Genomic DNA, 14,050 nt, shown 5'->3' on the forward strand with positions numbered 1-14,050 from the left:
TGGACGGCAGCTCGGCCGATGCCGGGCTGTTGAGCCGGTCGTTCATGTTGACAGCGGGCGTCGAATACACCGCCAGCTTCGACCTCGCGGGCAGCCATCGCGGCTCGACAGAAAGCGGAACCGTGACGTTCGGAGCCGCCTCGCTCACCTACCAGATTGCCTCGGCCACCGACTTTGCCGGCTACGTGCTGACCTTCACGCCAGGGACGACGGGCGACTACGCGCTGACGTTCCAGAATGCCGGCGGCGACAACGTCGGCGCGCTGCTCGACAACGTCGCGATCAGCTTCACCAGCGCCGTGCCCGAGCCCGGCGTGTGGGCCCTGACGCTGGCGGGGCTGCTGGTGGTCGGCCTGCGGTCGCGACGCAGCCGCTAAGCCGCGATCTTCTCAAGGCAGTAGCCGAGGCCGCGCACCGTGGCGATGCGCACCGGGCCCTGCTCGATCTTCTTGCGCAGCCGGTGGATGTAGACCTCGATCGCGTTGTTGCTGACCTCCTCGCCCCACTCGCACAGGCGCTCGACCAGCTGGTCCTTGCTGACCAGCCGCCCGGCGCGCTGCAGCAGCACTTCCAGCAGGCTGAGTTCACGCGCCGACAGTTCGACCATCTGGTCGTTCAGGTAGGCCACCCGCCCGGTCGCGTCGAAGCTCAGCGGTCCGTGCTTGATGATCGCCGAGGCGGTGCCCAGGCCCCGCCGCGTCAGCGCCCGCACCCGCGCTTCCAGTTCCTGCAGCGAGAACGGCTTGGCCATGTAGTCGTCGGCGCCGAGATCCAACCCCTTGACGCGCTGCTCGACGCTGTCCGCGGCCGTGAGGATCAGCACCGGCACGCTGGCGCCGCGCGCGCGCAGCTTGCGCAGCACCTCCAGGCCGTGCAGCTTGGGCAGTCCGAGGTCGAGGATCACCAGGTCGAACTCGTGCGACGACAGCGCCGCGTCCGCCTCGGTGCCGCTGCCGACCTGGTCGACGGAGTAGCCCGCGTTGCGCAACGAGCGCAACAGGCCGTCGGCCAGGACCTGGTCATCTTCGGCGATGAGGATGCGCATGCGAGTCTCCAGACGGGCGCGGCTCGGGGCCGCATCTTCATTGTAGGGAGCGCCGCAAAAAACGGCGCCCAGGCACTGTACAAACATCCAGCTTTTGAGATAATGCGCCTTACTTCAGGAGAATCCCTTGGACGCCATCGCAAAAGCCGCTGCCCCCGCCCCGACCGCTCTCAACACCGAAAAGGCCAAGGCCCTGCAGGCGGCGCTCTCGCAGATCGAAAAGCAGTTCGGCAAGGGCACGATCATGCGCCTCGGCGAGGGCGAAGTCATCGAGGACATCGAGGTGGTCTCCACCGGTTCGCTCGGCCTCGACATGGCGCTGGGTGTCGGCGGCCTGCCGCGCGGCCGGGTCGTCGAGATCTACGGCCCTGAATCCAGCGGCAAGACCACGCTCACGCTGCAGGTCATCGCCCAGATGCAGCGCGTCGGCGGCACCTGCGCGTTCATCGACGCCGAGCACGCGCTCGACATCGGCTACGCCCAGAAACTCGGCGTCAACCTGCAGGACCTGCTGATCAGCCAGCCCGACACCGGCGAGCAGGCGCTCGAGATCGTCGACGCGCTGGTGCGCTCCGGCTCGGTCGACCTGGTCGTGGTCGACTCGGTCGCCGCGCTCACGCCGAAGGCCGAGATCGAGGGCGAGATGGGCGACTCGCTGCCCGGCCTGCAGGCCCGCCTGATGAGCCAGGCGCTGCGCAAGCTCACCGGCAGCATCAAGCGCACCAACACGATGGTGATCTTCATCAACCAGATCCGCATGAAGATCGGCGTGATGTTCGGCTCGCCCGAGACCACCACCGGCGGCAATGCGCTGAAGTTCTATGCCTCGGTGCGCCTGGACATCCGCCGCATCGGCTCGATCAAGAAGGGCGAGGAGGTCATCGGCAACGAGACCAAGGTCAAGGTCGTCAAGAACAAGGTCTCGCCGCCGTTCAAGACCGCCGAGTTCGACATCCTCTACGGCCAGGGCATCAGCCGCGAGGGCGAGGTGATCGACATGGGCGTCGAACAGAAGGTGCTCGAGAAGAGCGGCTCCTGGTACGCCTACAACGGCGAGAAGATCGGCCAGGGCAAGGACAACGCGCGCGAGTTCCTCCGCGAGAACCCGGCGCTGGCGTTCGAGATCGAGAACAAGGTCCGCGAGGCCGCCGGCATCCGCCTGCTGGCCGACGCCGGGCTGGCCGACGAGAAGCCGGCCAAGCTGAAGGTCGTGAAGGAGTAAGCCACGCCCGCGCCCAAGCCCCGGTCGCTGAAGGCGCGTGCGCTGCAGTGGCTGGCGCAGCGCGAACAGAGCCGCGTCGAGTTGCGGCGCAAGCTGCTGCCGCACGCGGTCGCGGAGTTGGCGGCGGCGACGGGTGACGGGGCGACCGACCCGGAGGCCCGCGCGAGCGCCGCTGCGCGCGTCGACGCGGTGCTCGACTGGCTCGAGACCCACAACTACCTGTCCCAGGAGCGTTTTGTCGAATCGCGCGTCCATGCCCGCTCGGCGCGATTCGGCAACCTGCGCATTCGCCAGGAATTGAAGCAGCACCAGGTCGCACTCGGTGCCGATGCGGCGCAGGCATTGAAGGACAGCGAACTGGCGCGCGCACGCGCCGTGCGCGAGCGCAAGTTCCCGATGTGGCCGGCGGATGCGGCCGAACGGGCTCGGCAGGCGCGGTTCCTGGCGGGTCGCGGCTTCTCGCCCGATGTGATCTCGCGCGCGCTGCGAGGCGCGTCCCGGCCCCGCGATCCCGACGAGGACGACGGGGGCTGAGCGGTTCCGCGTCCGCCCGGCTGTCATCCCGGCGTCAGCGATGGTGCAGAGCAGCATGCTACATTCGCGGGCTGATTTGCGGGTTCGCCCCGGGCGTCGTTGCCCCGGCCGTCCCGCCCCGAAGCGCCGCCACCTCGAACTCCGTTCACTTCGCCCTTCGCCCCACCGATGGCCCTGCCGACCGCAGCCAGCGACCGCCAGCTCAAGCACCGCCGCAGCATCGACGTGCAGATCTACGCGCGCGGCAACGGCTTGTGGGAAGTCGACGCGCACATCACCGACGTGCGCTCGCGCGAGACCCGCATGGCCACCGGCATGCTGCCGGCCGGGGCGCCGATTCACGACATGCTGCTGCGACTGGTCGTCGACGAGCGCTTCAACGTCGTCGAAGCGGGCGCCGAGACGGCGGCGATGCCTTACCCGGGCGAATGCAACAGTTATGGTGACGTCTACGGCCGACTTGTCGGATTGAACCTGATGAAAGGGTTCCGCCAGGCCGTCAAGGAGCGGCTCGGCGGCGTGCAAGGCTGCACCCATATCACCGAGCTGACCCAGGTGCTGCCGACCGCGGTCGTGCAGGCCTTTGCCGGCGAGGTGCTCGACACCCGCGGCGACAGTGCGGACAGCACCCAACCGTTCCAGATCGACCGCTGCCACGCGCTGCGCGCCGATGGCCTGGCCGTCAAGACGTACTACCCGCGCTGGTATCGAGCCCCGCAGAACAGCGCCCCCGCCCGCAGCGCGCCACCCGGCGCCGCCGTTGTTGTCCCCTCCGAAACCTGAAAGCCCGAGAGACCGACCATGAAGATCCACGAGTACCAAGGCAAGGAAATCCTGCGCCAGTTCGGTGTGCCGGTGCCGCGCGGCTATCCCGCGTTCAGCGTGCGCGAGGCCAACGAGGCCGCGCAGAAGCTCGGCGGCCCGGTCTGGGTCGTGAAGGCGCAGATCCACGCCGGTGGACGCGGCAAGGGCGGCGGCGTGAAGCTGGCGCGCTCGATGGCCGATGTCGAGAAGCTCTCCAACGAAATCCTGGGCATGCAGCTCAAGACCCACCAGACCGGCCCGGAGGGCCAGAAGGTGCGCCGCCTGCTGATCGAGGAAGGCGCGGACATCAAGAAGGAGTATTACGTCGCCGCGGTCACCGACCGCGCGACGCAGAAGGTCGCGATCATGGCCAGCTCCGAGGGCGGCATGGACATCGAGGAAGTGGCCCACGCCACGCCCGAGAAGATCCTGAAGGTCTTCGTCGACCCGGCCACCGGACTGACCGATGCGCAGGGCACCGAACTCGCGAACGGCATCGGCGTGCCGCCCGGCTCGACCGCGCAGGCGATCGACGTGTTCAAGAAGCTCTACCAGTGCTACATGGACACCGATTGCTCGCTGGCCGAGATCAACCCGCTGATCCTGGAAGGCAACGGCAACATCAAGGCGCTCGACGCGAAGTTCAACTTCGACTCGAATGCGCTGTTCCGTCATCCCGAGATCGTCGCCTACCGCGACCTCGACGAGGAAGACCCGGCCGAGATCGAGGCCAGCAAGTTCGACCTCGCGTACATCCAGCTCGACGGCAACATCGGCTGCCTGGTCAACGGCGCCGGGCTGGCGATGGCGACGATGGACACGATCAAGCTGTTCGGCGGCGAGCCGGCGAACTTCCTCGACGTCGGCGGCGGCGCCACCGCCGAGAAGGTCACCGAGGCCTTCAAGATCATGCTCGGCAACCCGAAGGTCAAGGCCATCCTGGTCAACATCTTCGGCGGGATCATGCGCTGCGACACGATCGCCGAAGGCGTGATCGCCGCGTGCAAGGCCGTCAACCTGAACGTGCCGCTGGTCGTGCGCATGAAGGGCACCAACGAGGACCTGGGCAAGAAGATGCTGAAGGACTCGGGCCTGCCGATCATCACCGCCGAATCGATGGCCGACGCCGCCAAGGCCGTGATGGCCGCGCTGGCCAAGTAAGCAAGGAACACCATGAGCATCCTGATCAACAAAGACACCAAGGTCATCACGCAAGGCATCACCGGCAAGACGGGCCAGTTCCACACCCGGATGTGCCGTGACTACGCGAACGGCAAGGCCGCGTTCGTCGCCGGCGTGAATCCGAAGAAGGCCGGCGAGGACTTCGAAGGCATCCCCATCTACGCCAACGTGACCGAGGCCGCCAAGGCGACCGGCGCCACCGTCAGCGTGATCTACGTGCCGCCGGCCGGCGCCGCCGCGGCGATCTGGGAGGCCGTCGAGGCCGACCTGGACCTGGCGATCTGCATCACCGAAGGCATTCCCGTGCGCGACATGTTGATGGTGCGCAACCGCATGAAGGAAAAGGAAGCCAAGGGCGGCAAGAAGACGCTGCTGCTCGGGCCGAACTGCCCCGGCCTGATCACGCCGGACGAGATCAAGATCGGCATCATGCCGGGCCACATCCACAAGGCCGGCCGGGTCGGCGTGGTCTCGCGCTCGGGCACGCTGACCTATGAAGCGGTCGCGCAGCTGACCGAACTCGGCATCGGCCAGTCGAGCGCCGTGGGCATCGGCGGCGACCCGATCAACGGGCTCAAGCACATCGACATCATGAAGCTGTTCAACGACGATCCGAACACCGACGCGGTGATCATGATCGGCGAGATCGGCGGCCCCGACGAGGCGGACGCGGCGCGCTGGTGCCAGGCCAACATGAAGAAGCCGATCGTCGGCTTCATCGCCGGCGTGACCGCGCCGGCCGGCAAGCGCATGGGCCATGCCGGTGCGCTGATCTCCGGCGGCGCCGACACGGCCGATGCCAAGCTCGAGGTGATGGAGGCCTGCGGCTTCACCGTCACCCGCAACCCGTCGGAGATGGGCAAGCTGCTCAAGGGCCTGCTCTGACGCCGGTTTGACGCGGCACGCCGTGCCGCGTCGGTGATAGTCCCACCGACGCCGCGCGCCAGCCTGCCTAGAATCCATACCAGCTCGACAACGGGCGGCCGCGTGCCGCCCGATTTCATTCCTACATACGGGCCTGCTTCATGGACTTCACTTCCGGCGCCTACTGGGCGGCACTCGGTTCGATCATCCTTGCCAACATCGTGCTGTCGGGCGACAACGCCGTCGTCATCGCGATGGCGGCGCGCTCGCTGCCGCCGCATCAGCAGAAGAAGGCGATCTTCTGGGGCAGCGCCGCCGCGATCGTCATGCGGATCATCCTGACGCTGATCGCGGTCGAGATGCTGAAGTGGCCGTACCTGAAGATCGTCGGCGCGCTGCTGCTGCTCTACATCGGCATCTCGCTGCTCAGCGAGGACGATGGCGACGACGACGGCCACAAGGAGATCGGCGGCATGGCCGCGGCGATTCGAACCATCCTCGTCGCCGACCTGGTGATGAGCCTGGACAACGTGCTGGCCGTCGCGGCGGCGGCCAAGGGCAACACCGCGCTGCTGATCATCGGCCTCGCGGTCAGCATCCCGCTGATCATCTTCGGCAGCACGCTGCTGCTCAAGGTGATGGAGCGCTTCCCGATCATCATCACGCTCGGCGCAGCGCTGCTCGGCTTCCTGGCCGGCGAGATGCTGCTGACGGACCCGGCGGTGGTCACGCGTTTCGGCGAGCAGCCGCACATGGTCATCAACGCGGCCGGCGTGATCGGCGCGGCGATCGTCGTCGCGGTCGGGCTGTGGATGCAGCGCCGCGCGCGCGCCAAATCCCCCGCTTGACACGGGTCGGGCGGCCCTGTCCTAATCGGGGCCTTGAAGGGGAGTAGCTCGACGTCTCGCGCCTCAGGGTGCAGCAGGCGTTTCGGTGAGCCGTCAATACGAAGCGGGGTCCACGACCCGCTTCCGGTTCACCGGGCCAAAACATTCACTCCATGCCGGGCAAGACCTTCGATGCAAGCCGCTTCTGCGTGAGCAGGGCGGCGGGCTCGAGGTCGGCGCGCGGTCTTCACCCACCGCCACCTTCCTGAGTTCGCTGTCTGCGTTCGCCATCGGCGCGGCTTTGCATCGTTCGTCGTGCATTGCCCTGTCCATGGAGACCGTATGGAACTCTTCTCCGCCGCGTGGCTGTCCGCGCTGCTCGCGATCATCCTGATCGACCTCGTGCTCGCCGGCGACAACGCGATCGTCATCGCGCTGGCCGCCCGCAAGCTCCCGCCGCAGCTGCAGACCAAGGCCATCATCTGGGGCACGGTCGGCGCGATCGTCGTGCGCACGATCATGACCGTCGGCGTCGTCTGGCTGCTCAAGATTCCGGGCCTGATGCTGATCGGCGGGCTGGGCCTGGTCTGGATCGCCTACAAGCTGCTCGCGCCCGACTCGGGCGGCCATGGCCACGAGCCGACCGCCACCACCTTCTGGGGCGCGATGAAGACCATCGTGATCGCGGATGCGCTGATGGGCGTCGACAACGTGCTCGGCGTCGCCGGCGCGGCCAAGGGCAGCATCGACCTGGTCGTGATCGGCCTGCTGGTCAGCGTGCCGATCGTGGTGTTCGGCAGCACCCTCGTGCTGAAGCTGGTCGAGCGCTTCCCGATCATCATGTACCTCGGTGCGGGCGTGCTCGCCTACACCGCCGCGCACATGATCGTCAGCGAACCGCTGCTCGACGAGCTGTTCGACCCGAACCTGGCGATCCGCGTCGCCACCCACGCCCTGCTGATCGTCGGCGTGCTCGCCGCCGGCTGGTGGGCGACCCACCGCGCCTCCCCCTCGGGCCGTGAACCCACGGCCACCTGATCCCCGCGTCACCCACCCCTGAACAGGAGCACTACAAATGGAAAAGATCGCCGTGTTCGTCAACGACGTGGCCAGTGCACGCCACATCCTGCAACCGATGCTCGAAGGCGAGGGCCCGACGCACTGGGTGCTGGTGGCGTGCCCGCCCACGCTCACCCGCCACATCGGCCGCTGGGTCTCGCACAGCGCGCGCCGCCAGTGGCGCGAGCGCTGGGCGACGGACCTCTTCACCGCGTTGCAGCCCGAGCTCCAGGCGCGCGCGGGCAGCGAAGTCGAGACGCTGATCGCGAACCGGCCGCTGGTCGACGTGTCGGCCCGCCTGGTCGCGCGCCTGCCGCACCTGCGCCTGCTCGATGCGCGCCAGCCGCGCGTCGGCCGCACCGACGAGCCGATCAGCGTGGCGCAACCCGGTCAGCCGGGGCCACGCTGGGCCGCGCCCGTCGCCGCCACGGCCGGGTTGTCGGTGATGCTGGCGCTGGCCGACTGAACCGGCACGCGTGTCGCAATCGGGGGTTCGGCTGGCCGCGCCCCTGTGCTAACGTGCCTGCGCAATGAGCAGGCACCCCTCCCCGAACCCCGCGCCGGCCCCGGGCCGCGCCGTCGATGCGGCCTGAGTGGGGTCTGGCGATCTGGGTCCCGCTGGTGGTCGCGGTGGCCGGCGCATTCGGCCTGGGCTGGTGGTTCGGGTCGCGCCGCCGATCCGCCTCCGACGCGCCCGATCGAGCAGCGCGAGCGCTCGGCTCCACGTCCGACGCCGCACCGGGCAACGCCGCGGTCGTCGGCAGCCCGCAGGGGCCGAGCGTGCGACCGGAGCGCGCCACCCTCGGCCGCTACCGGATCGAGCGCCAGCTCGGCCGCGGCTCGATGGGCGCCGTCTACCTGGGCCACGACCCGCAGATCGGCCGCGCCGTCGCGATCAAGACGATGGCGCTGAGCCGCGAGTTCGAGGGCAGCGAACTGGCCGACGCGCGCGCCCGCTTCTTCCGCGAGGCCGAGATGGCCGGGCGCCTGCACCACCCGGACATCGTGACGATTTTCGACGCCGGCGAGGAAGACGGCCTGGCCTACATCGCGATGGAGTTCGTCACGGGCCACGACCTGGTGAGCCACACGCTGCCCAACCAGCTGCTGCCCGTGCCGCAGGTCCTGCGCACGCTGGCGCGCGTGGCGCAGGCGCTCGCGCACGCCCACACCCAGGGCGTCATCCACCGCGACGTGAAGCCTGCCAACGTGATGATCGATCCGGCCGAGGGCACCGTGAAGGTCACCGACTTCGGCATCGCGCGCATCACCGACGCCTGCCGCACGCGAACCGGCATGGTGCTGGGCACGCCGTCGTTCATGTCGCCCGAGCAGATGGCGGGGCGCCGGGTCGATGGCCGCACCGACCTGTATTCGCTCGGCGTGATGCTGTTCCAACTGCTCACCGGCGCGCTGCCGCACCGTGCCGAGTCGATGGCGGCGCTGATGAGCCAGATCGTCAATGACGCCGCACCCGATGTCCGCACGCTCCGGCCGGAGCTGCCCGAAGCGCTGGCCAACGTCGTCGCGCTCGCGCTCGAGAAGCGCGTCGAGGTGCGCTACGCGGACGGCGGGCAGCTGGCGCAGGACCTGCTGCAGGTCGCCGCGATGATCGACGCCGAGCCGGCGCTGCCGGCAGCCACGAGCGTGGGGGCGAAATCGGCGACGTTCGAGGCCACGACGAGATTTTCTCCCGGCGATCCAAGGCACAATGCCGGGCACTGATCAGGGTTCTTCATGCCCGTACACGTTCCGTCCATGACCCTCGAATTCTTCAGCGCCACCGACACCGGCCGCGCGCGCAGCAACAACGAAGATTCGGTCGCCGTCGACGACGCCACCGCACTGGTCGTGCTGGCCGACGGCATGGGCGGCTACAACGCCGGCGAGGTCGCCAGCGGCATGGCCACCGCCTTCATCAAGTCCGAACTCGGCCGCTGGCTGGCCGAAGCCTCCGAGACCGCCACCGACACCGACGTGCGCCGCGCGATGGACATCTGCGTGGACAACGCCAACCGCGCCATCTTCAATGCCGCCAATTCGAACCCGCAGTACGCGGGCATGGGCACGACGCTGGTCGTCGGCGTGTTCCGCGAATCGCGGCTGCTCGTGGGCCACGTCGGCGATTCGCGGGCCTACCGGCTGCGCGCGTCGCGCCTGACCCAGATCACCCACGATCATTCGCTGCTGCAGGAGCAGATCGACTCCGGCCTGATCACGCCCGAGCAGGCCGCGTTCTCGGCCAACAAGAACCTCGTGACCCGGGCGGTCGGCGTCGAGGACACCGTGCTGCTCGAGACCCACCTGCACGACGTGATGCCCGGCGACACCTACCTGCTATGCTCCGACGGACTGTCCGACATGCTCGACGACGAAAGCATCGCGCAGTTGCTGATGGGCGCCGAGACGCTGCCCGAAGCGGCCAGCGCGTTGATCGACGCGGCCAACGATGCGGGCGGCAAGGATAATATCTCCGTGGTGCTGGCGCGAGTCCGCGGCGGCGCCGGTGCCGCGCGCTCCTGGTGGCCGTTCCGCCGCTAAGACTTAGTCACAAGAGGTCAAACAGCAATGGGCAAACTGGTCGTATCGCTCGATGGTGTGGTGATCAAGGAAGTGCAGATCACCAAGGACAAGACGACGCTCGGCCGGCGGCCCTACAACGACATCGTGATCGACAACCTCGCGGTCAGCGGCGAGCACGCCGTGCTGCAGATGGTCGGCGCCGATGTCTTCATCGAAGACCTGAACAGCACCAACGGCACCTACATCAACGGCAAGGCCGTCAAGAAGCAGCTGCTGAGCCACAACGACACCGTCGAGATCGGCAAGTACAAGATCAAGTTCATCGTCGACGACGGCACCGACTACGAGAAGACGATGATCATGAAGCCCGGCACCCGCCCGCCGGGCGCGCCCGGCCAGCCGCCGCACTCCGGATTCGGCAACTCCGGCTTCGGTTCCCTCGGCTCGTCGACGATCCCGGCCTCGATCCGCGTGCTGAACGGCGCCGCCGCCGGGCGCGAGGTGTCGCTGACCAAGGTCGTCACCACCGTCGGCAAGCCCGGCGTGCAAGTCGCGTCGATCACCAAGCGGCCGGGCGGCTACGTGCTGGCCCACGTCGAAGGCGCGCTGCAGCCCACCGTCAACGGCAACCCCGTCGTCGGCGAGACCGTGCACCTCAAGAACGGTGACGTGATCGAGCTCGCCGGCACGCAGATGCAGTTCGTCCAGGCCTGATTCCCTCCCGGCCCGCGCCGTTGCGGACCTGCCAGCCTCTCCTGCGATGACCTCGCGCTCCGGCCTGTGGCGCGCCCTGCGCGCGCTGCTGCTGTTGGCCGCGCTGCTGGTCGCGCTGGGCCACGCCACCGGGTTGCGGCCGCTGCGCACGCTGACCGGGCTCGACCTGGCGATCGACGACGCGCGGCTGCGCACCTTCATGCCGCGCACGCCCGATCCGCGGGTCGTCATCGTCGACATCGACGAGAAAAGCCTCGCCGAGGTCGGCCGCTGGCCCTGGAGCCGCGACCACGTCGCGGCGCTGGTCGACGAGCTGTTCACGCGTCAGCGCGCCGCCGTCGTCGGCTTCGACTTCGTGTTCGCCGAGCCGGACAACAGCTCCGGGCTGCCGACGCTCGAGCGCCTCGCGGCCACCGCGCCGGCCCTGGCCAGCGCGATCGAGCCGCTGCGCCCGCAGCTCGACTTCGATGCCCGCTTCGCCCGTTCGCTCGCCGACCGCAACGTCGTCCTCGGCTACTACCTGACCAACCTGCGCGACGGCCGCCAGAGCGGCCAGCTGCCGGCGCCGGTGTTCGACGCCGCGCTGCTGCAGGGCCGGCCGATCTCGTTCACCTGCTGGGACGGGTACGCGGCGAACCTGCCGCAATTCGCGCGCGCCGCGCCCACCGCCGGCTACTTCAACAACGTGCCCGACCCGGACGGCCTGGTGCGCGCGGTCGCGTTGATCTCCGAGCTGGGCGGGCGCCACTACGAGCCGCTGTCGCTCGCGATGTACCGGCTCTACACCGGCTCGCCCGCCGTGCTGCCCGGTTTCCCGCACGAGCGCTGGCTGGCCAGCGACTACAACGCGCTGCAGAGCGTGATCCTGCAGCAGGCGGGCAGCGCCGGCCGGGGCACGCAGCAACAGGCCATCCCCGTCGACCAGCATGCGCGCGTGCGCGTGCCCTACCGCGGGCCCGGCGGGCCGCACGGCGGCTCGTTCGAGTACGTCTCCGCGGTCGATCTGATGCGCGCCCGGATCGCGCCGGGGCACCTGGCCGGCAAGCTCGTGTTCATCGGCACCACCGCGCCGGGCCTGTACGACCAGCGCGCCACGCCCGTCGCCGAGGTCTTTCCGGGTGTCGAGGTGCACGCCAACCTGCTGTCCGGCCTGCTCGACGGCCAGGTGCCCGCCGCCCCCGATTGGGCGAGCGCGTTCGAGGTGCTGCAACTGCTGGCCATCGCCGCGCTGCTCACCTGGGCGCTGCCGCGGGTGCGCGCGTTGCGCGGCGCGCAGGTGGCCGCCGCGGTGGCGTTGATCCTGGTCGGCACCAACCTGTGGGCCTACCGCGCTTACGGCCTGCTGCTGCCGCTGGCCGGCCCGCTGCTGCTGACGGTCGGGATCTACTTCGGCGCCACGATCTGGGGCTACATCGTGGAGGGCCGCAGCCGGCGCTCGCTGGCCCGCCTGTTCGGCACCTACGTGCCGCCCGAGCTGGTCGAGGAGATGGCGCGCGACCCGGCGCGCTACGACATGCGCGCCGAGAACCGCGAGCTCACCGTGATGTTCTGCGACATGCGCAACTTCACCCGCGTCTCCGAGCTCCTGCCGCCGGAGGACGTGCGCGGCCTGGTCAACAGCTTCTTCTCGGCCATGACCACGCAGATCCGCGCCCAGCGCGGCACGCTCGACAAGTACATCGGCGACGCGATCATGGCCTTCTGGGGCGCGCCGCTGCCCGACACGGCGCATGCCGAGCACGCCACCCGCGCCGCGCTGGCGATGGTGCAGCGCCTGGAGGCGCTCAACGCCGAGCTGCGCGGGCGCAAGCTGCCCGAAATCGGCCTGGGCATCGGGCTGAACACCGGCATCGTCTGCGTCGGCGACATGGGCTCCAGCATGCGCCGCAGCTACACCGTGATGGGCGACGCCGTGAACCTGTCGTCACGCATCGAGGGGCTGACCCGGCACTACGGCGTCGACATCCTCGTCGGCGAGGACACGCGTCGCGGCGTGCCGGCGCCGGCGGACTGGCGCTGGGTCGAGGTCGACCGGGTGCGGGTCAAGGGCAAGAACCGGCCCGTGACGCTTTTCACGCCGGTCGTGATCCCGCTCGACCGATCTGCACGCTTCGACGAGGAAACGCGACTTTGGGAGCTTGCGCTCACCTCGTACCGGCTGCAAGATTGGGACGCTACCCACGCCCGCCTGCAGGGGCTGCTCGAGGGGTTCGCCGAGTCCGGTCTTGCCGGCCTGTACCGCCAGCTCGACGAACGTACCCGCCACCATCGCACCACGCCCCCACCCGACGGATGGGACGGGGCCCACACCTTCGACAGCAAATGAATCTCACCGTGCTCGGCTGCTCCGGGTCCATCGCCAAGGGCTGCAAGACCACGGCGTTCCTGCTCGATGGCGACGTGCTGATCGACGCCGGCACCGGCGTCGGCGACCTGGAGCTCGACGCGCTCGCGCGCATCGACCACATCCTGATCAGCCACTCCCACCTCGACCACGTCCTCTCGATCGGCCTGCTCGCCGACGCCGTGATGCGCGTGCGCGAGGAGCACCAACGCGGCGCGATCCAGGTGCACGCGCTGCCCGAGACCATCGCCGCGCTGCGCGCCCACATCTTCAACGGCGTGATCTGGCCCGACTTCACCCGCCTGCCCAGCGCCGACGACCCGATCCTGAAGCTCGTGCCGTTCGCGGTGGGGGATGTGCTGGAGGTCAATGGCAAACGCATCGAGGTGCTGACCGCCGCGCACACCGTGCCGGCGGTCGGCTTCGCGGTGTTGCCGCGGGACGAAGCGGCCGGCGCCTGGGTCTTCACCGGCGACACCGGGCCGAACCCGGCACTGTGGGAGCGGCTGCGGACGATGAAGGTGGCGCATCTCGTCATCGAGACGGCGTTCAGCGACGAGGAGCGCCAGCTGGCGCGCATCAGCCGCCACCTGTGCCCAGCGGCGCTGGGGCACGAGCTGGCGCAGCTGGCGGGAAGCGTCGACGTGCACATCACGCACATCAAGCCGGGCGAGAGCGAGGCGGTGATGGCGGAGATCGGGCGGTTGGGGTCGCCGCATCGGATTGCGGCGCTCGCGGCCGGGCAGGGGATGCGGTTGGGGTGAAAGTGACTCGATCGGTCGCTATTTCCACGCGCCCGGTCACTGTTGTGAGCGCGGTGACAAATCGTGTCACCTTTTTGGGCGATCGAGGGGGCTGAAGCGCGTTTCGAGCGTGGCACGCGCTTCGCATCTGGGTCTGGGCGTTCCCTCAACCCCTCAGGAGTTCCCCAC

Annotated in this window: 15 protein-coding genes; 14 read left to right on the forward strand and 1 reads right to left on the reverse strand. The window is 68.9% G+C overall.

Annotation, left to right across the window (positions count from 1 at the left end):
* Window positions 1-29 precede the first annotated feature (29 nt).
* On the forward strand, window positions 30-377 hold the full coding sequence (locus ASC76_RS22130; RefSeq protein ID WP_162247155.1) for a PEP-CTERM sorting domain-containing protein: 348 nt from the start codon (window positions 30-32) through the stop codon (window positions 375-377).
* Here ASC76_RS22130 and ASC76_RS22135 read toward each other — a convergent pair.
* Window positions 374-1,045 (reverse strand): response regulator transcription factor, encoded by a 672-nt coding sequence (locus ASC76_RS22135; RefSeq protein ID WP_056471999.1) that lies wholly within the window; start codon window positions 1,043-1,045, stop codon window positions 374-376. The two genes, ASC76_RS22130 and ASC76_RS22135, sit on opposite strands and share 4 nt — an antisense overlap.
* Window positions 1,046-1,172: 127 nt before the next feature.
* On the opposite strand from ASC76_RS22135, the gene recA reads away from it, so the two are divergent.
* The 13 genes from recA (at window position 1,173) to ASC76_RS22200 (ending at window position 13,882) form a co-directional block, all read left to right on the forward strand.
* Complete coding sequence (recA, locus tag ASC76_RS22140; protein ID WP_056472001.1) at window positions 1,173-2,267, forward strand: recombinase RecA; 1,095 nt, start codon at window positions 1,173-1,175, stop codon at window positions 2,265-2,267.
* A gap of 81 nt (window positions 2,268-2,348) precedes the next feature.
* The gene (locus ASC76_RS22145; protein ID WP_371262164.1) at window positions 2,349-2,801 is read left to right on the forward strand and encodes a regulatory protein RecX; all 453 of its coding nucleotides are present in this window, start codon (window positions 2,349-2,351) and stop codon (window positions 2,799-2,801) included.
* A 168-nt stretch (window positions 2,802-2,969) separates the two neighbouring features.
* On the forward strand, window positions 2,970-3,584 hold the full coding sequence (locus ASC76_RS22150; RefSeq protein WP_056472006.1) for a DUF2889 domain-containing protein: 615 nt from the start codon (window positions 2,970-2,972) through the stop codon (window positions 3,582-3,584).
* Window positions 3,585-3,602: 18 nt separating this feature from the next.
* Complete coding sequence (gene sucC, locus ASC76_RS22155) at window positions 3,603-4,766, forward strand: ADP-forming succinate--CoA ligase subunit beta (RefSeq protein WP_056472008.1); 1,164 nt, start codon at window positions 3,603-3,605, stop codon at window positions 4,764-4,766.
* 12 nt (window positions 4,767-4,778) lie between these two features.
* Window positions 4,779-5,672 carry a succinate--CoA ligase subunit alpha gene (sucD, locus tag ASC76_RS22160; protein ID WP_056472011.1) on the forward strand — a complete coding sequence of 298 codons (894 nt, stop codon included), beginning with the start codon at window positions 4,779-4,781 and terminating at the stop codon, window positions 5,670-5,672.
* Between the two features lie 140 nt (window positions 5,673-5,812).
* Entirely contained in the window at window positions 5,813-6,499 is a 687-nt protein-coding gene (locus ASC76_RS22165; RefSeq protein ID WP_056472014.1) for a TerC family protein, read from the forward strand.
* A 321-nt stretch (window positions 6,500-6,820) separates the two neighbouring features.
* Entirely contained in the window at window positions 6,821-7,516 is a 696-nt protein-coding gene (locus ASC76_RS22170; RefSeq protein WP_056472016.1) for a TerC family protein, read from the forward strand.
* 37 nt (window positions 7,517-7,553) lie between these two features.
* Window positions 7,554-8,003: a hypothetical protein gene (locus tag ASC76_RS22175; RefSeq protein WP_056472022.1), complete on the forward strand. Its 450-nt coding sequence runs from the start codon at window positions 7,554-7,556 to the stop codon at window positions 8,001-8,003.
* A 116-nt stretch (window positions 8,004-8,119) separates the two neighbouring features.
* Window positions 8,120-9,262 (forward strand): serine/threonine-protein kinase, encoded by a 1,143-nt coding sequence (locus ASC76_RS22180; protein WP_056472025.1) that lies wholly within the window; start codon window positions 8,120-8,122, stop codon window positions 9,260-9,262.
* Between the two features lie 33 nt (window positions 9,263-9,295).
* Window positions 9,296-10,078, forward strand: a complete 783-nt coding sequence (locus tag ASC76_RS22185; protein ID WP_056472027.1) for a Stp1/IreP family PP2C-type Ser/Thr phosphatase — start codon at window positions 9,296-9,298, stop codon at window positions 10,076-10,078.
* 27 nt (window positions 10,079-10,105) lie between these two features.
* On the forward strand, window positions 10,106-10,774 hold the full coding sequence (locus tag ASC76_RS22190; RefSeq protein ID WP_056472030.1) for an FHA domain-containing protein: 669 nt from the start codon (window positions 10,106-10,108) through the stop codon (window positions 10,772-10,774).
* A gap of 46 nt (window positions 10,775-10,820) precedes the next feature.
* Window positions 10,821-13,100 carry a CHASE2 domain-containing protein gene (locus tag ASC76_RS22195; protein WP_056472032.1) on the forward strand — a complete coding sequence of 760 codons (2,280 nt, stop codon included), beginning with the start codon at window positions 10,821-10,823 and terminating at the stop codon, window positions 13,098-13,100.
* Window positions 13,097-13,882 (forward strand): MBL fold metallo-hydrolase, encoded by a 786-nt coding sequence (locus ASC76_RS22200; protein WP_056472033.1) that lies wholly within the window; start codon window positions 13,097-13,099, stop codon window positions 13,880-13,882. Before ASC76_RS22195 ends, ASC76_RS22200 begins: the two co-directional genes overlap by 4 nt.
* Window positions 13,883-14,050: the final 168 nt, after the last annotated feature.

Origin of the sequence: Rhizobacter sp. Root404, assembly GCF_001425865.1 — a bacterium.
Lineage (GTDB): Bacteria > Pseudomonadota > Gammaproteobacteria > Burkholderiales > Burkholderiaceae_C > LMDS01.